Raw genomic sequence first — 22,003 nt, forward strand, 5'->3', positions numbered from 1 at the left:
GATAAATTAAGTAATAATATAGACAAGTTAGCAAAAAATGATGTGTTTAATGAAATTTCAAGCACTGATAATGATAACTTAGACAATGATTTTTTTGCTAGTATTGCAGGGGATAAAGAATTAATACAAGTAAATAATGAAATTAAAGCACTAGAAACAGAATTAATTCTTAATGATAGTATTGCATGTAATAGTAATGCAGGTAATGATTTATTGTTAAGTAGTGAAACATCACAAGATAAAGCTAACAATAAGGTATTAAATGCTAATGATGTAATAATAGACTTTTAAGGGTTTATTGTGTGCTAGTGTATGTTATGTGTATGTATATGCTTATATGTGCTTATGTAATGTATATGCTAGTATGCAATACTTAAAGATTAACACATGCAAAGGCTTATAAAGTGATTGCAATGCAAAGCAAAACATAACACACTTGCAAACAATATTTAACACATGCAAAGGCTTAAATGTATTTATATGCTTTTATGCTCGGCTCTTAGTATGCAAACAATGCCAAATAATCAAAGCAATATAAACAATTAGTTACACATACTAAGCAAGGCATTAATATACATGCAAGGGCTTATAAAGTGATTGCAATGCAAAGCAAAGCTATAAAGCATTGATACACTTGCAAACAATACAAAACTATAAATCTACACACAATAACACAAAGCAAAACATTAAAGCAAGGTAATATAAAACAATGCAAAGGCTTATAAAGCAATATAAACAAGGCTTTAAAGCTTTATATATTCTAGTTTTCATTTGCTTACAATCTCTACTTCAATCGTTTTAACAAATTCTTTAATATTGTTATTATTTTCTTTGTTAATGTTTATCTGCTGTGCTAATGCAGGGGGTTTTGGAATAACTTGCAATGTGTCGTTTATATCTTTTATAGCACTTGTGATATTTTTTAAATCTTTTGTATTTGTTATTCCATTATCTAGTAAATCATTACTTATTTTTAAAATCTTATTGCTTAAATCTTGGAATATATATGCAAAATAAGGGTTTTTTTGCTTTACTATGTTTATAACTTCACTTACTATTAAAGTATTAATATTTTTACATTCTGTTAAATCGTTATTTTGTGTATCAATTAAGCCTTTATTTTGTGTTTCTTTTGGGCGTTCATTAATTTTTAAATCCCGTTCATTAATTATTTTTTCAAGTGTAGAAAATCCCTTATTTAAGGCATTTACCGCTTGTGTTGCTCGTTCATTAATTCTTACATTATTTTCTTTAATATACTTGCTTAATGTGCTTTTTGAAATGTTATATTCTTTAGCTAGTTTTGATATTGAATAATACCCTGTTTGATACTTTGGAATGATTTCTTTATATGGTATGCTTATTTTTCTACTCATTTTTATGATTACCTTTATATTTGATATTTTGGAATGTTTAAAATAAGGGTATTATACAGAATAAGCAAAGGTTTATATGTTGCATGTTATGTTTTGTTATAACCTCAACATTAAGCAAATGTTATTATATGATGGGGTTATAAGGCTTACATGTATTTACAAAGGCTTAAATATATTTATATGCTTTTATGTGTGGCATACAATGCTAAATAAGCAAAGCATTAATACACATGCAAAGGCTTATAAAGTGATTGTAATGCAAAGCAATTAGCTATAATAACACATAATATAAATGAAACAAAGGATTAAAATGGCTAGTGTAGTATTTGAAAAACAATTAGCAAATATTAACAAAGGCTTACAAGCTTTACGCAGTATGAATAAAGAGTTAAATAAGTTTGAAAAAGGCAGTAACTCTACTAAAATGCTAAAAGGTGCTATTAAAAGCCTTAAAGAAGCAGAATCTAGTGTTAAGTCTATGGCATTACAAGCACACATGGTAAGCTTTGATAAAGCACATAAAAGCCTTAATAAATTTAATATTAAGTTACAACACACTAAAAAACATTTAAACGCGATATATAGTAAAATGAAAATGGTTTCATTTGTAAGTATGGCAGGGATTGGTAGCATTGCTGCAATGGGTGCTGGTATTGCTAATTTTGGTAAAGGTTATATAAATAATCAACACAAAGCAAAAGTAACTGGTATTAAAAACTTTGGCGGCAGAAGCATACAAGCCATACAGAATATGAGTGAATTAATCACGGGAAATAAAGATGATTTATATAACATAATCGCACATATACAAGACAATAAAACAAGCATAAACACTAGTCTTTACTTGCTTCATTACCACATAAAGCACATAACTGCCCTTGTATCTCTTTATTCTCAAGCAAAACCATAACTTCATTTTTGCGTTGTTGTATCATGTTATTACTCATTATTTAGCTCCTTTCTCTAGATTCTTTACCCTTTTTGCAAGAATAACTACACTCACACATAAAACAGAAATACAAATCCCTCGTATTGATAAAATAACGCCAACCATTTAACCTATCCTTTCAAAAAAGTGCTACAATGCAAGGGTAGGTTTTTAGCCTACCCCCTCCCGATTGTTATCCCTTAAGAACTGAATACAAACTTATTAGAGAAACAATCAAATTAATCACTGCAGTAATTAACTCGAGGTTTTGCATATAAACATCCTTTCAATTAAAGCTTGAAGGTTTATTTTCTTTTTTTGTTGCTAGCAAAGATTTAGCACAACTTGGAATAAATCAAAATGAATGGGTAAAAATGGATTGGCAAACACAATTACAAACCCTGCTAGATAAATCACAAGATAGTATGTTTGATGATTTATATAATGATATATTCCATGAAGCTATACAGAATTTAAGCGGGGGGGCTAAGTGTAAATCAATTAAGGGCGTTAGATAAGGGTATAAAAGAGTTAAGCGGGGTTAATGAAAAAAGATTTAAAAGGTTTAAATCACATGCAACACGAATAATGCTTTGCAAGATGTAGCAAGTAGTAAAAATATTAATAAGATTACACAAACAGGTAAAGATTGGGCAGTAACACAACAACAAATGGAAGCCTTTTTTGTAGATTCTGCTAGTGGAGTTAATAAAGGCTTAACTAATGCGATTAAAGGTATTGGGGGCGGTTTTAATGATTTAAGGAATGACACTACATATAAAGCTATGTTAAAAGGTGCTGATTTATGGCTAGGTGCTAATATTAGTAGTAATTCTATAAAAGAAACAATTAATAACATACCTGCTTTAATACAACAAGCAAGGGGTATATATAACACAATATCAAGTGGGATTAATAGCATAAGTGGTAGTTTAAAAGAAACTAAAAATAGTATAAATGATTTATTATCTTATGTTGGCATAACTGATAAAACCGATAATGCTACAAAACATAGTGGGTTGCAAGACAAAATCAAAGCTATACAAGATAAAATAATCGCTAGTGAAAACTTTTTAAGTGAAAATCAAACAAGGCTTAAAAATGCTATGAAATATAATCCTTTTGATAAAGAAGCAATAAATAAATATAATAATGATATTAAACAATATGAAAAAGAATTACAAGAGGCACAACAAATGAAAATAGAATTTATCCATAAGCATGAATACGACGATAAAACAGGATAATGGAGGGTAAAAGAGACAAAAATATCACAAACAGAGGAGGGGTCGTTTAAAAACTCGATAATGAGTTTAATTGATACATTAACTATAGCTAATAATATCCCGAAATTACGATGATAAAAAATGATAACTCTATATGATACATTTAGTTTATTAATAGTTACATAAAATAAGGGTATTATACAAAATAAGCAAAATAATATAAAGTAATGCAAAAGGATTAAATCTTTATAACTTGCTTTTATTGTGTGTTAGTGTTAGTGTTAGTGTTTATGTATGCTTTGATTGACTTATGCTTATTTGTAGCTACTAAGCATTAAGGCATATTATAAGGCTTTGATTTCTTTATATATCTTTTTATGTTTTTTTGCTAACCTCAACATTAAGCAAATGTTATTATATGATGGGGTTATAAGGCTTACATGTATTTACAAAGGCTTAAATATATTTATTGCTTTTATGTGTGGCTCCATAGTATGCAAACAAAGCTAACTAAGCAAAGCAATATAAAGCAATACATGCAACAAAATAAAGCATTAATATACATGCAAAGGCTTATAAAGTGATTGCAATGCAAAGCAAAGCATAAACATAACACACTTGCAAACAATACAAAACTATAAATCTACACTTGCAAACAAAGATTATAAATCATCATAAATATAACTTAACTTGATTTAACATAAAGCTACACACACAATAACACAAAGCAAAGCATTAACACACTTGCAAACAATGCTTAACACATACAAAGGCTTTTAACAAACTGAAAACAAAGCAAACATACTTTAATATTACCTGCATAACTTAATCATACATTTATTACAAGCTAATCATAATCTAAATACAAATCATGTTTTAATACCTTTTTATGTTTTTAATGTATCTTTTAATCTTTTGTTTGTTAGTAATGTTTGTATTGTATGTTTTATTAAGTTTGTATCTAGTCTTTAATTATTTTGTATTGTGTGTAATTTTAATTTGTATCAAAGTATTGATTAATTTGTAATTTTGTATTGCTTGGTTTGTAACACTTTGTAAAGTGAAAATGTAATATATAATCACTAGATAAAAATCATATAAAAAGGATTAGATTTTAAGTTATAATGTAAGGGTATTTTAAAGGGTTAAAATCTTTAAAATATGTGTTATTTTACTTGTAATTTTATGTAGTAATGAAAAAAGGATACACAAAAGGATACACAAAAAGTAAAAAGGGCTTTTTTGCTTAGTGTTTAGAGTATCGGTATTTGGGGCGTTTGGAGTTAAAAAAGTGTAGTATTTTATAAACAACTACATTCTAATTTTGCGATAAATCGTCCTAATATGCAAAGGAATTTTAGTGTTATGGGTGGATTTTAGTTTTTATGAAAGTAATGTGTTTTATCCTGTGAATATCAAAGTTAGCACGACAAAAACGACCGATAATCTCAACTGCAAACTTGGAATCTACTACGCTTTAACAGGTAAAATTCCACCTTTTGTCAATGGAGTAAGCTGGGAAACATACTTTAAAACCCTAAAAGAAAACTTAACAACAAATGACAAGGATTACTACTTTTTAATCATCAATAAAGATAATCCTAGCGATGTATTTGCCACTTCGCTTAAATGTTTAGAATCCATCTTGCCAAATGGTAACAACCTGCCCTTTCAGGCAAAATGGGATAATAATCGCCAAATTATACAAAGAGATTTTGTAGAAGTGAAAGAATTTTTATTAGGCACATTTGAGCAGTCTTTAAAACTTAGGGCTGATGCGTATTTGCATTTTAGGAAATACTTTTATGAATCTTAATGTTGAAAGCTTGGGGCAAGTTTTTACCCCACCACATATTGTAAGCGATATGTTAGCTTTAGTGCAAAATAGTGGGCGATTTTTAGAGCCAAGCTGTGGCAATGGGGCATTTTATGAGAATCTACCTAGCAATAAAGTAGGGATTGAGCTAGATTCTAGCATTGCTTGTAGAGGGGCGTTGCAACTTGATTTTTTTAGCTACTCTGTGAGTGAAAAATTTGATACCATTATTGGCAATCCCCCTTATGTGAGATTCCAAGATATTAGGACTCACACAAAGGAGCTTTTAACGCCCTTTATGTCTATGTTTGATGAAAGAAGTAATTTATATTTGTTTTTTATTTATAAGTGTATTTTGCATTTAAATGATGGTGGGGAACTGATTTTTATCACGCCTAGAGATTTTCTAAAAAGCACTGCGAGTGTAAAGCTTAATGAGTTTTTGTTCCACACAGGGAGTATTACGCATTTTGTAGAACTAGGGGATAAAAAGATTTTTGCAAAAGCTCAACCAAACTGCATAATATGGCGTTTTGTTAAAGGGGATTTCACGCGTAAAACACAATGTTTAAAAGAATTTTCTTGCATAAATGGACAGATTTTATTTACAAAAAAGACTTATAACATTCCTTTTAATTCATTATTTTTTGTAAAAGTCGGGGCTGTGAGTGGGGCGGATTCTATCTTTGGAAACGAAAAATGGGGTAATGTAGAATTTGTCGGCTCACAAACTTGCAAAAGCGGTAAAACAAAGAAAATGATATATGGTGAGTATGGCAGGGATTGCGCGTATTTACAGGGCTTTAAAACGCAATTATTACAGCGAAAAATTAGAAAGTTTAATGAAGCAAATTGGTGGGAATGGGGGAGAGATTATCATAAAAGCGAAATGCCTCGCATTTATGTCAATACCAAAACGCGTAATAAAAAGCCCTTTTTCTTACACCCTTGCAATGCTTATCAGGCTTCATTTTAGCGATTTTTCCAAAGTTTAAAGTGGATTCTACAATGCTGCAAAAAATATGCGATAAGCTAAATGACATAGATTGGCAGGAGCTTGGATTTGTGTGTGATGGGCGATTTCTCTTCTCACAAAGAAGCTTAGAAAACGCAATGCTAGATTCTAGTTTTAATGCGTTAAACTCCCTAAGTGTATGGACTCTATGATGAAAGATTTATGCTAGAATCCACTACACCCAAACAAAAGGCTTTGTGAATGTTAATGTAGGATTAAGCTGTATTTGACGGATATTGGGGTAACATAAACAAAGGCTTAACACACAATCATAAATACAAAACATAACGCTATGAAATAAAATCCCATAACCAACAAACAACAAAACTACCCAACTAACTCTTTCATATCTTTTATTGCTTGTTCTAATCCCACAAAGATTGAACGCGCTATAATGCTTTGCCCGATATTTAGCTCTTCTATGCCCTGTATATTTACAATATCTCTCACATTTGCATAGTTTAGCCCATGTCCAGCATATACCTTTAGGTTTGCATGCAAAGCGTGTTGTGTTATTTCTTTTAGATTCTGCAACTCTTGTGTTAGCATGGTTTGCAATGCCTTTCTATCTAGATTTAAATCTTGTATAGAGTTACGTGTGCGAGATAGATTAGAGTTAAGCATAAGGGAGATATTTGCATACTTTCCTGTGTGTAGCTCCACTGCGATAGGCACTTTTAGTGTTTCTGCAAATTCCGCACTTTTTTCTATACTCTCAATATTTGGGTCGATAAAAAGCGCGATTTGTATTTCATTGTCTCTTAGAATCTTTAGAGATTCTAAGAGTGTTTGAGATAGCCTTAATCCACCTTCAGTTGTTACCTCATCTCTTTTTTCTGGCACAAGTGTTACTCTGTGTGGCTTTACCTTGCTTACTAAATGCAGCATATCTATCTCACTGCAACACTCCACATTAAGCGGCAAAAAGCTAGATTCTGCAATGCGATACAAATCGCTATCATGTATATGTCGCCTATCTTCTCGCAAGTGAATTGTGATTTGGTCTGCCCCAGCCCTTTTTGCAATAAAGATTGCTTCAAGTGGGTCAGGATCGTTTATCTTTCTAGTTTCACGCAAATACGCAATGTGATCAATATTTACACCAAGTCGCATGTTTTCGTCCCTATTTCAAAAAAATATGCTAACATTATAGTAAAAACATTTGCAAAAAATAAGATTTATGTATATATTTTTGAGATTTTATTAAGGGGCATTTTTGAAAGAGAATACTTGGAAGATAGATTCTAAAATACTGCGGCAGATACAAGACACTTTGTATGATGTTTGTGGTATTTACCTTACTGATACGCGTCAAACGATGATACAAAATAGAATCAATTCATTACAAAAAGAAGCTGTTTGTGCTAACATTAAAAGCCTTGATGATCTTTTATATCTTGTAAAGACGAACGCACAAGTAAGGCAGGTATTCATCAATAACTTTACTACAAATAAAACAGATTTATTTCGAGAATCTTATCATTTCAATGATATGTTAAATCGCACTTTGATACCACTTTTACGCAGTAATAGTGCGGTAAAAATATTTTGCTCTGCAAGCTCAAGCGGTGAAGAGCCATACTCTATAGCTGCCACTTGTCTTTATGCAAAAACACTTTATAATTCAACCTCTTCGATTAAGATTATTGCAACAGATATTGATACAAGTATGCTTGAGCTTGCAAGAAAGGGTGAGTATATCCTTGATTCTAGATTAAATAAGATTCCAGACTGGGTAGAGCTTGATAAGTATTTTGACATTGTGAAAGTAGTATCAAAAGATGTGGTATCACTGCGTGCCAAAAGTAGTCTCAAAAGCATGATTACATTTCAACAATTAAATCTTTTTAATAAGACTTATCCTTTTAGTGCAGGTGAATTTGACATGGTTTTTTGTCGAAATGTGCTTATATACTTTAAACCCAAAGATCAAGAAAGCATACTCACAAAATTGCATAATGTGTTAAAAGTAGGCGGCACATTGTATTTGGGGCATTCAGAAGATATATTAAGCCTTAGCCCATATTTTGAACGACTTGGTAATAAAATGTTTGTAAAAAATTCAGAATCAACGATAGGCATATTGTAGGAGAGAGAGTGGCATGGCGTTAAAAAAAGATGACAAAAAAAGTAATAACAATGTTTTATCGCGACAGATAGAGCAGAAATATCACCCAGATTCAGTATTGCCTAAAAATCCTTGCGTATTATCAAGAGATAAACTCATTGTTATCGGCAGCTCAACAGGTGGGACAGAGGCATTGAATAAGATTTTTGCAGAATTACCAAAGGGATTACCACCTATTGTTGTAGTGCAGCATATCCCAAAGCTTTTTTCGGCATCGCTAGTAGCAAGACTCAACGCACATAGTCAAATCGATATATTTGAAGTCAATGCAAAGACGCAGTTGCAAAGTGATTGTGCCTATGTTGCAAATGGTGATGCACATGTTGTGGTAAGTTGTGAGGGAGGGAAATATTATGCCTCACCGCTTGAAGCAAATAGGGTGAGTAGGCATAGACCAAGTGTTGATGTATTATTTAGAAGTGCGAATAATGCCTCAGGTAAAAACGCCCTTGCTATTATCCTTACTGGAATGGGCGATGATGGCATGATAGGTATGAAAGAATTGTTTGATAATGGTGCATACACTATCGCACAAGATGAAGCAAGCTGTGTTGTATTTGGTATGCCTAAAAAAGCTATTGAAATCGGTGCTGTGCGAGAGATTCTACCTTTACAAAAAATCGCACAAAGAATTGTAGATTACGCACATAATAGGATTAGAAACACAGGCAAAAAAGAACCGGAATTACAAGCGCAAAGTGAGAGCGAGCAAGAGGGTGATTGAGTAGATTTACGCTATGAAAATAAGGTTTATCAATAAGAGACATTGGCACACTTTCTTTTTTTTGTGCTAATGAGGCAACTGGGCTTGAATGCAATATAAAAATGCAAACTGAAACAATGGATAAGATTCTAATATACCCCTATTTTCTCGTATAGTAAAGATAGTATTAGAATGGATTTGATTAAGATACAAAAGCGTTTTATTTTCATAGTATTTTTGCATGATATATGCTCGATTTTTCTTTACAGATTCTAAGTTATCACCGACATGATAGGCGAGATTGAGATTATTATATGGGGCATTACTTACGCCATGATAGCGATTTGTTAGCACAAAATGTAATCCTGTGTTGCAAAAAAGCTTACTATTTTGACTTGTAAAAAAATCTTTTTGCATACCTTCCCTTATATCTTATTAGTCATTCTTAGTCTTTATGAAATTTAGGATTCTAGCATGATTTAGGGCATAGTAGCTTTTTGCTGTGCGTGGATTTCTATTGCCAATTTTTGTAGCAAAGTTTAGAGAATCTTGCTTTATTTCTTGCATGATATATGCTATCATCTCTTGTGATAACTCGCTATTTTCTTCTCTTATTAAATGCTCTAGTATTTCTAAATACTCTTTTTGCCCATTGTCATAAAAGCCAATCTGCAATGGGAATCTATCGCTTAAAGCAAGGACTTCATGTATAGAATCTTGTGTATGCAGCATGTTTAAATCCGCCTTTTCTGGCATTAAATGCCGCAGATTTGAAGTAGCATATATGAGTATATTTTCTGCTTGTTGCTCCATAGAACCATCAAGTGTGCTTTTTAACCCATGATATGTGGAAGTATTTGCATTAAAAGTCAAGTCATCGCAAAACACAATGAATTTATATTCCCTAAACAAACACATACAATCAAATAAAAGCGGCAAAATCGCAATATCTTTACTCTCAACCTCAAGCACACGAAGATTTGGATATTTATTTGCGTATTCATAGCATACCGCTTTTACAATAGAGCTTTTACCACAGCCCCTTGCACCCCATAAAAGTGCATTTGCAGCAGGGCTATTTTCACAGAAATTTCTTGTATTATTTTCTAATAACTCATAATTTTCTCTCACGCCTATTAGCTTTTGTGCGTCTATCTTTGGCAATCTCCCTATCGCATGAAAATAGCAAAAACCATGTGAGTAGCGAAACACTGCGGCTTTATGCGTATTCCACTCTATGTCTGTGCTAAATAGATTCAATAAGTCGTTAAAACCAAGCATACTATTCCTTTCGTATTAGTATAATCAAAATAATTGGTAATATGCTTTATTTAAAAACAAGCAAACTTCTTTCTACTACACCATCAATGCCAATGTATTTGTTGGAATTTTTTAAGAAGTTATACATAAAGTCATGATATGTAGACCACGAAGCAATATTTTCAATCTCCATATAAGAATCTACGAGTCCTAAAAGCTTTATATCAAGTAAATAATGATCTATCCATGTTTGTGCCGCAGGTAAAAAATCGTAGTTTTGCTTATCAAGTATAAAAAAACTTGCACCATGCTTTGCAAACATAAAAAGTAGTGTTCGAAGTGGTAAAAGGCTACTTATATCTTCGCTTTTATACTCCCCATCGTCTGTATAAGCAATATCGCCTCTATATCGATATATATGTTTTTCCCACTTTGACGAACCATCTTCTGTTTTAGTATGACCACAATACTGAAGCACAGCCGGGCTATCAAGCAACACGGCATAAGGGATATTATGTTTATATAGTTCTTTGCCAAGCGTAAAATAAGATTCTAACATTTCTTTGTCCGCATGTTTTATACATATAAACGCATAGCTATCAGCTTCTAAAGTATCACAATCACTAAGCCTTTTTACTTGCATAAACTTTTTGTCATTATCAAAACTACTGAATATAATCATGTGCTATTCCTTAAATCATAAATTGAGATTGTGTATTATAGCATTATCATTGGCTTTACTTAGTATTGTTTGGCTATTTGAATCATGCGGTCTTAAAAAGTCTTTAGAATCTAGTTGGTAAAAACATTTTTACCATGATAGCCACCAGTTTAACACACAAGAAACTAATTTTTAGCATAAATCTCCATAAGATCTAAAAGTTTATGTTTATTAGAATCAAACTCATCTTTTGTAAGCTCAAAAAGATAATCTATATCGGTTTCTCCAACAATGCGTGATCCACAAAACTTGTGATATTGCACGACTTTCTTATTTGCCTTACGCACTTCAAAGCAATTTTTATTGAATCCTAAGACATGATAGGCATAATGCTTTAAAAGATATTCACCTTCTAGGGTTTGCTCTTGCTTAGCATCATCTGACATAATCCAGCTAATAGAACCAAACTCACCATCATGTGCGTTGTGAATCCTAATCGTCCCAAGTGCCTTGCCTTGCTTGTCTTCTACAATGAAATACCATTCATCATTCTTTTTAAAATAGTTTTCAATGTATTGCTCTTGCAAACCCACATCATTTTTAGTTGGATTTAAAAACTTTGCCTTTGGACTACAACGAAGCGCAACGACAAATGCCGCATCAGCCAAAGTAATCTCGCGTAAATTTACATATTTTCCTTGCAATTCTTCTTCTCTAATTATTTGTGCCATGATTTTCCTTTCTTTATTTTTAAACATGTCATACTACAAACTCCCGCCGCCATCAATGATGATATTCTGCCCCGTTATCCACCGACTAGATTCACTCAACAAAAAGCATACAAGCGGCGTAATATCGCCCACTTCCCCTATGCCTAGCGGATAGGCTTTATCCATTGCTTCAATATACTCTTTATCATAGATTTTACTCCAAGATTCTATCATCTCCGTTTTGACAAAGCCCGGGCTAATGGCGTTTATGCGGTATTTTGGGGCGATTTCTAGCGCGATTGATTTAACCGCCGCATTTACTCCCGCTTTTGTCGCAGAATAGTTAGATAAGCCCTTTTGTGCTTTTACACTTGCATTTGAGCTAATCCACACAAAAGACGCTCCGCTAACGCTTTTTGCCCTTTTATCTAGCAGCCCTTTTAGAATCTGTAAGTTTCCAAAATAATTGACATTAAAAATTGCGGTGGCGGATTCCACAGACAGCACCGATGAAATCGGTGCTGTCTGCTGGAGACCAGCAGACAGCACAGCTCCATCAAAGCTGCCATATTCTTTAGCGAGACTCAAAGCCCACTTATCCAAAGATACATACTCGCTAATATCCTTTGAAACGGGGATAAACCGCTCTTTATGCAGAGCTTTTTCCCTTTTAGATTCTAGCTTTTTACTATCCCTTGCTAGTGCTATAATCTCCGCTCCAAGTGCGTTTAGCTCTAATGCAATCGCCGCACCTAAGCCGCTACTAGCCCCTGTGATTAAAAAGCGTTTATTACTAAAACATTCTTGTTTAAACATATTTAGCCCTCTAGTTTGTCTTGTGCTAAAGCGATTATATCGCTTACACTTTTGCAATTATGCAGGGCATTGCCACTTACTTGCATAGCAAAGAGATTTTCAAATAGGGCGATGAGTGAGACAATGGCTAGGCTATCATATTCTTCAATAGAATCTAAGGGCATATCTGGCGTTAATGGCTCATCTCTTTGTATCGCATCAGCGATGTGTGCTAAAAAGTCGTGTTGTGTCATTGTGTATCCTTTAATGTTGAAATTTGAATATTGTTTTATGCAAAGTTGCATAATCTTTAAAGTCAGCTTTTGTAAATCTTTGACTGCAAAGATTATGTAACATTTTTAGTTTTTAAAATAAAGAGAAAAATCTTTATTTGTTTGAATCTATTTTAGAATCTAATTTTTGCTTAGATTCCATATTAGATACTTCGCTTCGCTCAGTATGACAAAACCTAGAATTCATATCGCTAGAATCCACTTTTCTGGAATCTTGGTATTCCAAGATTGTGTTGCTAGTTTGGTGATTTTTGCAAAATCCGCCGAGATAGCAATACAAGCTGAATGCCTCAAATAAACAACGCAATTACTCATAGATTCCTACCTTTTGGCATTTAAATCCTTTATCTAGCGTTACCACCGCATTGCCCCACGCTAATCCCGCACCAAATCCTGCTAAATGCACCCTTAAAGGAGTTTCTAGCCCATTACTCGCTAACTCTGCTAGAGTGTCGCATATTGTCGCTGGGATTGAGCAGCCGCTAAGATTGCCATATTTGTTAGTCGTGGTGTTTGGAACTTTCTCTTTTGGCAGCCCTAAACTTCGCGTGATGTTATCTACGATATATTTATTTGCCTGATGGAAAAAGAAGTAATCAATCGCTTCTTTATCACATTGTGCGTAATCTATAATGCCCTGAAATGTCTTTGGATAGGTAGAAACCGCAAAGCTAAAAATCTCTGCTCCGTCCATATATAAGTCTTTAAGACTTCTAGTCTCGCTTGTCTGCCATACTTTAGAATCTGTGATAATCTCTTTTGTTGGGATTCTACACGCACCTTCGGGGATTATGAGTTGGTGAAATTTAGAGCCATCGGTACCGAGTTCAAAATAATGCTTATTCTGTGTCGGCTTTTTGGTGCTTTTAGCGGATTGTTCGCTCAAGGCTCGGTCATTTGCGTTTAGCAAACTCCCTTCGCCTTTCGCTCCAAAACCACTAAAATCACTCAAAAATCCTTCCGCAGCAGCGTTTGTGGTGTTGCTAGATTCTAGCTTTGTAGAATCTGCTTGAGATTCTGTATCGCTAGAGTCTCGGCATTCTAAGGATTGAGATGAGAAATCAGGGTTGTGCAAGTTTTGCGAATGAGACGCACTTAGCGTGCGTCGCAGTGAGAAAGACGAAGCACTCCCTGATTTATCGCTCAATACTGAATGCCCCAAAGATGAATTGCTTGAGCGTTCTAACAAAGTCGCACTCACCCCATCCCCCATCATCGGCGCTAAATTAGAATCTAGCGGATTAACAAACTTGCTTAAAGTATCGCCAACAATGAGTAGCACGCGATTTGCCGAGCCACTATCACACAGACTATGAGCTACATATAGCCCATAGAGATAGCCCGCACAGGCTTGATTTATATCAAAGCTAAGGCAGGACTGACTTAAGCCGAGTTTGCCTTGCAAATAGCACGCACTTGCTGGGCAGAAGTAATCAGGGCTTTGTGTTACAAAAATAAGCGCATCAATGCTATCTCTTTCCACTTCTAAAGATTCTAAAAGTCTTGTAGCAGCTTGTAAGCCCAAATCACTCGCAGTAATGTGCTTTTCGGCGATATGGCGAGTTTGCAAGCCTATGACTTTTTTAATCCGCTCTAAGCCCTTTTTATCACCTTTGTAAATGGTGTCAAGCTCGGAATCTATGTCTATAACCTTTGGTGGCACAATGGTGTAAATGCCTTTTATGCTTGTGTTATGAAAAGTCGCTTTCATGCCGCCCCCTTAAGCACACAAGGGCTTGTGGGTGGGATAGCAAAAAGTGTAGATATTGTGGGGTTGTGTAATGGGGTGTTTGAGACAGATATAAAAAGGGTATTTACCCCCCCCCCCCCATAGTTAGATTTTCATTCTTTAAAAATTCTAAAAATTCCTTTTCAAGTGTGAGAATATTTTTGCTTCTTTCTAAGATTCTTTTTGCAGGATTTCCAAAGTAGATTCCAAAAGGTTTTGTAGGGCGAGAAACAAGACTTAAAGCCCCCACACTTACCCCCTCACTTAAGCCTTTACTTGATGGTAATATCACACTTCCAGCCCCCACAATGCAATGCTTTTGTAAAATGAGCTGCGATGCTTTTATACTTTTAAATCTTTCTGGTATTGTAGAATTTGTAAGGCATTCTCCGTTGTAATCATCGCTTGCAGCAAGCAGTTTTACATGGTAAGAAATACCACAAAAATCCTCCAACACAATACCAACTTTCCATGCTGCCAAAATTGCACCCGGGGCTATATGAACGAAATTACCAATCCGTATATCGCCCGTAAGCACTGCAAAATCATCAATGCGAACATGATTGCCTATGCTTATGCGTTCTGTATTATAAAGACTGGCTTTTTTTGAGATAAAAATGTTTGTTGGGTTTTCTGGGATTGTGATTCCCAACTCTTTAAGCTCATCAATACTATAAAAATTATTTGAGTTTTTTGCTTTCATTGTTTGCCTATCCTTTACTTATGGTTTTATTCTCTTAAATCTCTCACTCACTTCCAAAGATTCCACAATGCTTACTTTGCTTGGAATCTTGAAGGGGGCGAGTTTGTCTTTGCAGAAAGTGCGGATATATTTTTTGAGCATTAAGTTTGAATTAGTGTGAGATTTAGATTCTACCTCTTCTATTTTTTCAGAATCTAACACCACCTTTACACTTACACTTTGCCCTGTGATAGCATTAGATTCCCCATATACAACACAATCACTTATAAATGGAATCTGTAATAGCACCCCTTCAACTTCTTGTGGGATAACTTTTTCTCCACCTACATTTATAACTTCTTTTGCCCTGCCTATGATTTTTATATACTCTTCCCCATTAATAGTTTTTACTTCTACTAAATCCCCTGTTGCAAAGTAGCCTTTATCATCAAACACACTATTATCACTATTAAGATAGCCTAGTGCGTTTGTGTGGGATTTAAGATAGAGTATATTATCCACTATCTTGTAGTCTGCATTTATGATTCTAAAAAACTCTGCGAAGTCGCTCTCATCTGCTTGTTTGGTTTTAATGGCATTTGTCTCACTTGTCCCAAAGCTTTGTTTAAATCTTGTGTGAGGCAAGGCTTGTTGCAAAGATTCTAAAAGTTTTGAAGACATTTTTTCGCTTCCATAAATGACTAGCTTTAAATGAGTTAAATCATAATTGCCTAATCCAGCAACAAGCAAAAGTCGCAACAATGTTGGCGAGGTAGGCAGAATCTCTATTTTATGTTTTTGTAAAGATTCTAAAATCCACTGCGGACTCCGCTCTTTTGGGATAATAAGGCTTCCACCACTCCCAAAGGTATTTAGCATTACATCAATCCCTGCGATATGGTCTGGCAAATATACACTCATTATACGCAATGGATTTTGCCTTTTATTGCAATAAGATTCTAAAAGTGTGTTTAGATTATGCACTATGGCTTTAGGTTTGCCTGTGCTACCGCTTGAAAAAAGGATTAATCCGCCATTATTTTGCTTTTTTAAACTATCAAGCAAATTATGTGATTTTGGACTGATAGAATCTAGCTTATTTTCTTGTGTATCTAGCACAAACTCTACCCCAAAATCTTGTAGGGAAATGTCAATATTTCGTGGAAGTAAGGGAGCTATAATGCACTGCTTTTTGCATAAAGCTAAAAATGCTATGACATAAGAAAGACTATAATCCCCCTTAAGTGCTATCACTGCATTATTTGGGATTGTAAGCATGGTTTGAGAAAGACTAAAGGCTGACATTTTCTTGCAAAACTCCGCATAAGTGTAGGGTGTGTCGTTGAGTATTAAGGCATTTTTGTCGCCATAGCACGACATTTTGTGCATAAATAAACTTACGCACATTGCAAATTCTCACATATAGAGATATGGCGAAGTGACAAAGATTCATAACAATAAGATACATAACAACGGGATTCATAGAGTGTTACCCCCCCCCCCCCGTTAGTTAGTCGCAACTTCTTAAATCTCTCACTCACTTCTAAAGATTCCACAATGCTTACTTTACTTGGAATCTTAAAGGGGGCGAGTTTGTCTTTGCAGAAAGTGCGGATATATTTTTTTAATTCTAGATTCTGCGTTACCTGCGTTGTCTCTTTGGTGCTTTTAGCGGATTCTTCGCTCAAGGCTTGGTCATTACCCCTTAGGTAACTCCCTTCGCCTTTCGCTTGAAAACCACTAAAATCACTCAAAAATACTTCCGCAGTAGAATCTGTATTGCCAGATTCTAAGTTAGTAGATTCTGTAAGACTATCACAAACTGCTTCCGCAGTGTTGCTGTCTGTGTTTTTAGAATCTAACTCCTTGCCATTTTGCACCCACTCATAATGATTAGAATCTAGCACCACCTTTACACTTACACTTTGCCCTGTGATAGCATTAGATTCCCCATATACAACACAATCACTTATAAATGGAATCTGTAATAGCACCCCTTCAACTTCTTGTGGGATAACTTTTTCTCCACCTACATTTATAACTTCTTTTGCCCTGCCTATGATTTTTATATACTCTTCCCCATTAATAGTTTTTACTTCTACTAAATCCCCTGTTGCAAAGTAGCCTTTATCATCAAACACACTATTATCACTATTAAGATAGCCTAGTGCGTTTGTGTGGGATTTGATAAAAAGCTCATTATTTACAATCTTATATTCCATATTATCAAGGCGGATAAAATTATCCTTTGTTGTAGTCTGCGTGATACCTATCTCACTTGCTCCAAATGTTTGATGAAATCGCACTTTTGGAAAAGCATTTTTAAGCTTTGCTAAAAGAGAATCTGACATTTTTTCCGTGCCATAGGTAATAAGCCTTAGTGAGCTTAAGTCATAAAGCTGCGTTGGGTTTGAGAGCAAAAAGAGATGAAGCAAGCTAGGACTAGCGGGTAAAAGGGCGATTTTGTAATCTTGAATACTTTTTGCAATCTCTCGCATATCTTTGCGATTTTTGAGAGTAATGCCACACGCCCCCAGACTTAGCACATTAAAAAGCGTATTTAGCCCACCTATATGATCAAACATAAGGAATAATAAGATATTTATACGCTTTGGCTTTTTCTCTAAAAAACCTTGAAGCAAGGTATTTAGATTATGCACTATGGCTTTGGGTTTGCCTGTGCTACCACTTGAAAAAAGGATTAATCCGCTTGTGTGATTTGCCTGCAGGGAAGCGATAATGCTGTGTTTTTTGTCTGTGCTATGCGTAGAATGCAAGGTGTTATTATAGAAAAGATAGTCTATCTGCCCTTCTTTGATGCAGGATTGAAGCATAGGAGAGAATATGGAATCTTTTGGGGCAAGTGAAGCAGATAGAGGCGTAACAATAAAGCCCTTTTCTACACACGCTAGGAAAAAGGCTAAAGTCTTTAAATCATAATCGCCGATAATGCCAATGACACTATTTGCTTTTATGTCATTTAGCAAATTTAGGGCATTGCGTGTAGAATCTAAAAGCTCCCCATAAGTGTGGCTTTGAGATTGCGCAATAAGGCATATAGAATCTTGCTCAAAACTCTCAATCTTGCGTAAAAACGGGTGCGTGACATTATAAGAATTACTACGCATTCACGCCTCCAAGATAAATGACTTGTGCGGTGATAAAATCACTCTTTTCATCTAAGAAAAACTCAATGGCATTAAGCACATCTCTAAACTCACCAAATCGTTTGATGGCTTGTTGGTTTAAAAGGGCGTCCATCTTTGCTTTAGGGACATTTTTGATTAAATCCGTTGGCACAGGCGTGGGACCAACGGCATTTATGGTAATGCCAAACTCGCTTAATTCCTTAGCACATACTTGTGTGAGATTGACTAATGCAGCTTTTGAGGCAGCATAGGCGGCTTCACCCTCTAGGCGTAAGGGGGTAGCGACTGTGGCGAAATTTACGATACGATAGGGCATTAGATTCTGCGTTGTCTCTTTGGTGTTTTTGCGTGGCAATTCAGCTTGTGGCGATAAATGCGGGAGCTGCGAAAAATCACTGCGGTCATTTATGTTTAATAAACTCCCTTGTGATTTTCCTTGCAACCCACATTTTTCACTCACAATCTTAGAATTGCTAGATTCTAAGATTGCAGATTCTCTAAAATCACTCAAAAATCCTTCCGCAGTAGAATCCTTATTGTTAGAATCTAAGATTGCAGATTCTTTAAAATCATCACAAACCGCTTCCGCAATAGCATTTTTCGCATTATTTTTAGAATCTAGCCCCTTAGATTCTAAATCCTTTATACGCTTTTTATAATTTTGCACCATAACCTTTGAGACTTCTCGTAAGAAAAGAAAGCTACCAAATACATTTGTGTTAAAGATATTTTGCATAGTTTTTAGTGGTGTAGTAAGGATATGATTCATAGAAGCAATTCCGGCATTATTTAGCAATACATCAATCGTGCCAAATTCCTTTTTCACAGCCCTTACCATATTTACAACCGCATTTTCATCACACACATCAAGGGTAAAATGCCTGTAATTTTTATGCTCTAAATTGCTTTGTGTCCGTGAGCAACCACACACAATATCGCCTTTATTTAAGTAATACTCGCTTAAATCCCTGCCTATGCCCTTGCGTGTCCCTGTGATAAGTATAACTCTAGGCATTGCTTTGACTTTTTTCTAGGATATAGGCACTTAGGGTAGCGACATCTCTAAATGGTGAATTTCTTCCGCTCATTGTCTTTTCATCAGCTAAGACAAGATTAATGTTAAGCGTTTCAGCTAACATTTCTTCTAAATCAGCGATAAAGCTTACAAGAGCTAGAGAATCTAAATTGCCCTCGATCCCATAGATTTTTGTTTCAAGCGTTGGATTTTTTAGATTCTCATTTTCTAGCTCATCTGCTAGAGATTGGAGAGATTTATAGATTAATGATTGGATTTGTGTTTGCATTTTGTGTTCCTTAAGTAGTGTCGATAAAAAATATTTTTACATATAGATTTGCATTATAATATATGCAAAATCGTTTTTTTTTTTTTGTAAAAAAAGCGAAATTATTTTAGTTTTGTGTAGATAAAAGTAACATTTTTAATATTTTATGGCAACAAGTAGTGCTTAAAATAGAGATGATTCTATGTTTTTGTAGGACATGTGGGTTAAGAGCTTTCATATAAAGTAAGGATTTATAAAGAAATATCAAACGACAATGTAGCTATTTTTAGATTCTGCAACAAATTGTCATGTTGAGCAAAGCGAAGTATCTAATACAGAACTTAAAAATATAGAATCTAAAAAGATATTTCGTACCTACGCACTCAATATGACAAGATCATAGAATCTTGATAAAGTTTATGTGAAGACATTGTGAAATTATACAAAAGGCTTGTCGTTATGCCTTGCAGGATAAATTAATTTGCAATGCTTACTCGCATGATTCTGCCATTATAGCTTTCGCCATTTAGCATACTGACTGCGGTTTCTGCGTTCTCATCCTCCATTTCTACAAAGGCATATCCTTTGAATTTATGGGTTGTTTTATCTAGAATCATTCTACTTGAGATGACATTGCCAAATTGCGCGAATATATCATGCACTTGTTGTTGTGTCGTGGTGTAAGTGAGATTACCTATATATATGCTTTTCATATCTATCCCTTATGATTGATTGCGCGTAAAAACTCTTTTTTTACATACTCTCTTATGTGCTCAAAGTTTGGTAATGCTAAATCCGTGTTTAGCAAGTCATTTTCTGGTGTGCTATCAAGGAATTGCGTTACCTCTCTTGTGTCTTCATCAAGTGAGACTTGCCCTGATAAAGACATTTTTTCATTACCTGTGATTGGATTTTTGATTAAATGCGTGGGTTTTCCCCCTATCTTTGCCCAAGTCATTTTTGTAACTAGCCCTACATCATCGCGTATGCCTGAATTATACGCATAACTCCCCACGCCTAAGCATAAAAACTCTGTTGGATTATAGCCATTTTGTTTGCACCATTCATAGATTTTTTGTGCGCGTTCTGTGCTGATTGCATCACCATAGATAATACGCACTTTATCAAAGCCAAAATATTCATTAACAAGCCGTATCACACCTTTTTTAGCTCTAGAATCTTGTGAGTTTTCATCACCTGTTAATATTAAAAATGGATCGCCTGAATCTGGTCGTAATACAATGGGTTTTAAACGAGAAGAAATGAGATTATACGCATCTTTATCCCTTTTTAAAGACTCGATAATATCCCATAGGTTCCATGTGTCAGCTACGATTGATACCATATCATTTGGGAATTGCTGCATGATATGCTTAAAGGTATTAAGCTCGTTTGCCTGTCCGCCTAGACACATTACGCTATGCTCGCTTGCTGGGATTGAGCCCAGCATACTTACATTACCGCCATAGTTTTCATATACATTTTGTAATGCCATTATAGAATCTGTGCCAGAGAAAAAGAGGACATGTCCTACGCCGGAATTATAGCAGTCCATAATACCATTCATACCCCGTGCAGAAAAATCATGAAAGTTAAAACTCTCATCAAGATAATAGCCTAAGCAATCATACTCAATGCGTTTAAAGATAGCTGCCTGTGTCGCTACAAAGCATGTCTTCCATAGCATAGAGTTAAGATATGTTTCAATGAAATTTACAAACCAACAATGCTTACTTTCAGCACAATGCATTGAGATAATAGGCGTATTATTTGCCACAAATGTCCCCTCTGGGACTGCCCTAAAAGTAATAGGCATGACTTTTGGTAATGTAAGCCATTTATCAATGAGAAATTTATAAGAAGTGTCATTTGCATTAAGCTTCATAAAATCCGCATAAAGTAGTCTTAGCCCTTCTTCTAGCTTTTTTCTGTCCCATTGTATAAACTCATCATATAAAGATTGAAGTTTATTGATAGCTTGTCGCATACCAAAAGCTACAATATGTCCATTTAAAGATTCTAAAGGCAAACGCGGTTTTCTACAATAAAGCAGACTATATACTTCATCAACATTATTTGGATACATTGCTGCATGTGTATATTTATAACAATCCGAAATAAAAAGCAATTGTGGGTATTGCATACTAAAGCCTTGTTTATAATTTAAGTGCTACATTGTAACCAAAAATTTAGCAGTTTGCTATTTACTAAGATTTTGCTATTGTATTTATTTAGATTCTAAAAATTAC

Annotated in this window: 23 protein-coding genes and 3 pseudogenes; 9 read left to right on the plus strand and 17 right to left on the minus strand. The window is 34.6% G+C overall.

The annotated features are described in order from the left end of the window. Positions 1-291, plus strand: a pseudogene (locus tag C6H17_RS10140) (hypothetical protein); the annotation flags it as partial. Between the two features lie 476 nt (positions 292-767). Here the strand turns inward: C6H17_RS10140 and C6H17_RS10145 are convergent. After that, positions 768-1,376 (minus strand): helix-turn-helix domain-containing protein, encoded by a 609-nt coding sequence (locus tag C6H17_RS10145; protein WP_020995599.1) that lies wholly within the window; start codon positions 1,374-1,376, stop codon positions 768-770. A 310-nt stretch (positions 1,377-1,686) separates the two neighbouring features. Here C6H17_RS10145 and C6H17_RS10155 point away from each other — a divergent pair, with 310 nt between their 5' ends. From C6H17_RS10155 to C6H17_RS10170, 5 genes and pseudogenes are all read left to right on the plus strand, one after another. Continuing rightward, a complete protein-coding gene (locus C6H17_RS10155) occupies positions 1,687-2,286 on the plus strand; it encodes a hypothetical protein (RefSeq protein ID WP_020995597.1) in 600 nt (199 codons plus the stop codon). 392 nt (positions 2,287-2,678) lie between these two features. After that, a complete protein-coding gene (locus C6H17_RS12315; RefSeq protein ID WP_155243501.1) occupies positions 2,679-2,822 on the plus strand; it encodes a hypothetical protein in 144 nt (47 codons plus the stop codon). Between the two features lie 75 nt (positions 2,823-2,897). Then, the gene (locus tag C6H17_RS10160; RefSeq protein WP_104731430.1) at positions 2,898-3,551 is read left to right on the plus strand and encodes a hypothetical protein; all 654 of its coding nucleotides are present in this window, start codon (positions 2,898-2,900) and stop codon (positions 3,549-3,551) included. A gap of 1,345 nt (positions 3,552-4,896) precedes the next feature. After that, positions 4,897-5,346: pseudogene (locus C6H17_RS10165) on the plus strand (restriction endonuclease); the annotation flags it as partial. Then, positions 5,336-6,513: pseudogene (locus C6H17_RS10170) on the plus strand (Eco57I restriction-modification methylase domain-containing protein). The pseudogenes C6H17_RS10165 and C6H17_RS10170, both read left to right, overlap by 11 nt. Before the next feature lie 175 nt (positions 6,514-6,688). Here C6H17_RS10170 and C6H17_RS10175 read toward each other — a convergent pair. Then, a complete protein-coding gene (locus C6H17_RS10175) occupies positions 6,689-7,474 on the minus strand; it encodes a pyridoxine 5'-phosphate synthase (protein ID WP_005217638.1) in 786 nt (261 codons plus the stop codon). A 103-nt stretch (positions 7,475-7,577) separates the two neighbouring features. On the opposite strand from C6H17_RS10175, the gene C6H17_RS10180 reads away from it, so the two are divergent. Together C6H17_RS10180 and C6H17_RS10185 are read left to right on the plus strand one after the other, a co-directional pair. Continuing rightward, entirely contained in the window at positions 7,578-8,450 is an 873-nt protein-coding gene (locus tag C6H17_RS10180) for a CheR family methyltransferase (RefSeq protein WP_005217636.1), read from the plus strand. Between the two features lie 13 nt (positions 8,451-8,463). Then, entirely contained in the window at positions 8,464-9,213 is a 750-nt protein-coding gene (locus C6H17_RS10185; RefSeq protein ID WP_005217634.1) for a CheB methylesterase domain-containing protein, read from the plus strand. 66 nt (positions 9,214-9,279) lie between these two features. Here C6H17_RS10185 and C6H17_RS10190 read toward each other — a convergent pair whose 3' ends face one another. The 8 genes from C6H17_RS10190 to C6H17_RS10220 all read right to left on the minus strand — a co-directional run bounded on the left by C6H17_RS10190 (position 9,280) and on the right by C6H17_RS10220 (position 14,622). Continuing rightward, a complete protein-coding gene (locus C6H17_RS10190) occupies positions 9,280-9,609 on the minus strand; it encodes a laccase domain-containing protein (protein ID WP_005217632.1) in 330 nt (109 codons plus the stop codon). Between the two features lie 18 nt (positions 9,610-9,627). Further along, complete coding sequence (locus C6H17_RS10195; RefSeq protein WP_005217627.1) at positions 9,628-10,473, minus strand: DUF815 domain-containing protein; 846 nt, start codon at positions 10,471-10,473, stop codon at positions 9,628-9,630. A 46-nt stretch (positions 10,474-10,519) separates the two neighbouring features. Further along, positions 10,520-11,134, minus strand: a complete 615-nt coding sequence (locus C6H17_RS10200) for a hypothetical protein (protein WP_005217622.1) — start codon at positions 11,132-11,134, stop codon at positions 10,520-10,522. A gap of 164 nt (positions 11,135-11,298) precedes the next feature. After that, positions 11,299-11,844, minus strand: coding sequence for a GNAT family N-acetyltransferase (locus C6H17_RS10205; protein ID WP_005217616.1), 546 nt, complete (start codon positions 11,842-11,844; stop codon positions 11,299-11,301). A gap of 33 nt (positions 11,845-11,877) precedes the next feature. Then, positions 11,878-12,639, minus strand: coding sequence for an SDR family NAD(P)-dependent oxidoreductase (locus C6H17_RS10210; protein WP_005217614.1), 762 nt, complete (start codon positions 12,637-12,639; stop codon positions 11,878-11,880). 2 nt (positions 12,640-12,641) lie between these two features. Then, positions 12,642-12,872 carry an acyl carrier protein gene (locus C6H17_RS10215; RefSeq protein ID WP_005217612.1) on the minus strand — a complete coding sequence of 77 codons (231 nt, stop codon included), beginning with the start codon at positions 12,870-12,872 and terminating at the stop codon, positions 12,642-12,644. Between the two features lie 222 nt (positions 12,873-13,094). After that, the gene (locus C6H17_RS13330; protein WP_263363161.1) at positions 13,095-13,226 is read right to left on the minus strand and encodes a hypothetical protein; all 132 of its coding nucleotides are present in this window, start codon (positions 13,224-13,226) and stop codon (positions 13,095-13,097) included. Next, the gene (locus C6H17_RS10220; protein WP_005217610.1) at positions 13,219-14,622 is read right to left on the minus strand and encodes a 3-oxoacyl-ACP synthase; all 1,404 of its coding nucleotides are present in this window, start codon (positions 14,620-14,622) and stop codon (positions 13,219-13,221) included. Before C6H17_RS10220 ends, C6H17_RS13330 begins: the two co-directional genes overlap by 8 nt. Between C6H17_RS10220 and C6H17_RS12320 the strand changes: the two genes are divergently transcribed. After that, positions 14,605-14,745: a hypothetical protein gene (locus C6H17_RS12320; RefSeq protein WP_155243500.1), complete on the plus strand. Its 141-nt coding sequence runs from the start codon at positions 14,605-14,607 to the stop codon at positions 14,743-14,745. The genes C6H17_RS10220 and C6H17_RS12320 overlap by 18 nt on opposite strands. Here C6H17_RS12320 and C6H17_RS10225 read toward each other — a convergent pair. From C6H17_RS10225 to C6H17_RS10260, 7 genes are all read right to left on the minus strand, one after another. Next, positions 14,726-15,343 carry an acyltransferase gene (locus C6H17_RS10225; RefSeq protein WP_005217608.1) on the minus strand — a complete coding sequence of 206 codons (618 nt, stop codon included), beginning with the start codon at positions 15,341-15,343 and terminating at the stop codon, positions 14,726-14,728. The two genes, C6H17_RS12320 and C6H17_RS10225, sit on opposite strands and share 20 nt — an antisense overlap. Before the next feature lie 18 nt (positions 15,344-15,361). Beyond that, entirely contained in the window at positions 15,362-16,729 is a 1,368-nt protein-coding gene (locus tag C6H17_RS10230) for an ANL family adenylate-forming protein (protein ID WP_020995593.1), read from the minus strand. Further along, the gene (locus tag C6H17_RS10240; protein ID WP_199768872.1) at positions 16,720-18,450 is read right to left on the minus strand and encodes an ANL family adenylate-forming protein; all 1,731 of its coding nucleotides are present in this window, start codon (positions 18,448-18,450) and stop codon (positions 16,720-16,722) included. Before C6H17_RS10240 ends, C6H17_RS10230 begins: the two co-directional genes overlap by 10 nt. Continuing rightward, on the minus strand, positions 18,443-19,486 hold the full coding sequence (locus C6H17_RS13565; protein WP_005217604.1) for an SDR family NAD(P)-dependent oxidoreductase: 1,044 nt from the start codon (positions 19,484-19,486) through the stop codon (positions 18,443-18,445). Before C6H17_RS13565 ends, C6H17_RS10240 begins: the two co-directional genes overlap by 8 nt. Then, a complete protein-coding gene (locus tag C6H17_RS10250; RefSeq protein WP_005217601.1) occupies positions 19,479-19,775 on the minus strand; it encodes a hypothetical protein in 297 nt (98 codons plus the stop codon). The genes C6H17_RS13565 and C6H17_RS10250 overlap by 8 nt, the downstream gene beginning before the upstream one ends. A gap of 455 nt (positions 19,776-20,230) precedes the next feature. After that, entirely contained in the window at positions 20,231-20,467 is a 237-nt protein-coding gene (locus C6H17_RS10255; RefSeq protein WP_004084373.1) for an RNA recognition motif domain-containing protein, read from the minus strand. A 2-nt stretch (positions 20,468-20,469) separates the two neighbouring features. Continuing rightward, positions 20,470-21,897 (minus strand): nicotinamide phosphoribosyltransferase domain-containing protein, encoded by a 1,428-nt coding sequence (locus C6H17_RS10260; protein WP_005217599.1) that lies wholly within the window; start codon positions 21,895-21,897, stop codon positions 20,470-20,472. Positions 21,898-22,003: the final 106 nt, after the last annotated feature.

Source organism: Helicobacter rappini, from assembly GCF_900198625.1.
Taxonomy (GTDB): Bacteria; Campylobacterota; Campylobacteria; order Campylobacterales; family Helicobacteraceae; genus Helicobacter_A; species Helicobacter_A rappini.

Excerpts from the sequence above, each read along its gene's own strand:
- C6H17_RS10145 (WP_020995599.1), bottom strand. The coding sequence starts at position 1,376 with ATGAGTAGAAAAATAAGCATACCATATAAAGAAATCATTCCAAAGTAT.
- C6H17_RS10155 (WP_020995597.1), top strand. The coding sequence starts at position 1,687 with ATGGCTAGTGTAGTATTTGAAAAACAATTAGCAAATATTAACAAAGGC.
- C6H17_RS12315 (WP_155243501.1), top strand. The coding sequence starts at position 2,679 with ATGGATTGGCAAACACAATTACAAACCCTGCTAGATAAATCACAAGAT.
- C6H17_RS10175 (WP_005217638.1), bottom strand. The coding sequence starts at position 7,474 with ATGCGACTTGGTGTAAATATTGATCACATTGCGTATTTGCGTGAAACT.
- C6H17_RS10185 (WP_005217634.1), top strand. The coding sequence starts at position 8,464 with ATGGCGTTAAAAAAAGATGACAAAAAAAGTAATAACAATGTTTTATCG.
- C6H17_RS10190 (WP_005217632.1), bottom strand. The coding sequence starts at position 9,609 with ATGCAAAAAGATTTTTTTACAAGTCAAAATAGTAAGCTTTTTTGCAAC.
- C6H17_RS10195 (WP_005217627.1), bottom strand. The coding sequence starts at position 10,473 with ATGCTTGGTTTTAACGACTTATTGAATCTATTTAGCACAGACATAGAG.
- C6H17_RS10200 (WP_005217622.1), bottom strand. The coding sequence starts at position 11,134 with ATGATTATATTCAGTAGTTTTGATAATGACAAAAAGTTTATGCAAGTA.
- C6H17_RS10205 (WP_005217616.1), bottom strand. The coding sequence starts at position 11,844 with ATGGCACAAATAATTAGAGAAGAAGAATTGCAAGGAAAATATGTAAAT.
- C6H17_RS10210 (WP_005217614.1), bottom strand. The coding sequence starts at position 12,639 with ATGTTTAAACAAGAATGTTTTAGTAATAAACGCTTTTTAATCACAGGG.
- C6H17_RS10215 (WP_005217612.1), bottom strand. The coding sequence starts at position 12,872 with ATGACACAACACGACTTTTTAGCACACATCGCTGATGCGATACAAAGA.
- C6H17_RS13330 (WP_263363161.1), bottom strand. The coding sequence starts at position 13,226 with ATGAGTAATTGCGTTGTTTATTTGAGGCATTCAGCTTGTATTGCTATC.
- C6H17_RS12320 (WP_155243500.1), top strand. The coding sequence starts at position 14,605 with ATGAAAAGTCGCTTTCATGCCGCCCCCTTAAGCACACAAGGGCTTGTG.
- C6H17_RS10220 (WP_005217610.1), bottom strand. The coding sequence starts at position 14,622 with ATGAAAGCGACTTTTCATAACACAAGCATAAAAGGCATTTACACCATT.
- C6H17_RS10225 (WP_005217608.1), bottom strand. The coding sequence starts at position 15,343 with ATGAAAGCAAAAAACTCAAATAATTTTTATAGTATTGATGAGCTTAAA.
- C6H17_RS10230 (WP_020995593.1), bottom strand. The coding sequence starts at position 16,729 with ATGTGCGTAAGTTTATTTATGCACAAAATGTCGTGCTATGGCGACAAA.
- C6H17_RS10240 (WP_199768872.1), bottom strand. The coding sequence starts at position 18,450 with ATGCGTAGTAATTCTTATAATGTCACGCACCCGTTTTTACGCAAGATT.
- C6H17_RS13565 (WP_005217604.1), bottom strand. The coding sequence starts at position 19,486 with ATGCCTAGAGTTATACTTATCACAGGGACACGCAAGGGCATAGGCAGG.
- C6H17_RS10250 (WP_005217601.1), bottom strand. The coding sequence starts at position 19,775 with ATGCAAACACAAATCCAATCATTAATCTATAAATCTCTCCAATCTCTA.
- C6H17_RS10255 (WP_004084373.1), bottom strand. The coding sequence starts at position 20,467 with ATGAAAAGCATATATATAGGTAATCTCACTTACACCACGACACAACAA.
- C6H17_RS10260 (WP_005217599.1), bottom strand. The coding sequence starts at position 21,897 with ATGCAATACCCACAATTGCTTTTTATTTCGGATTGTTATAAATATACA.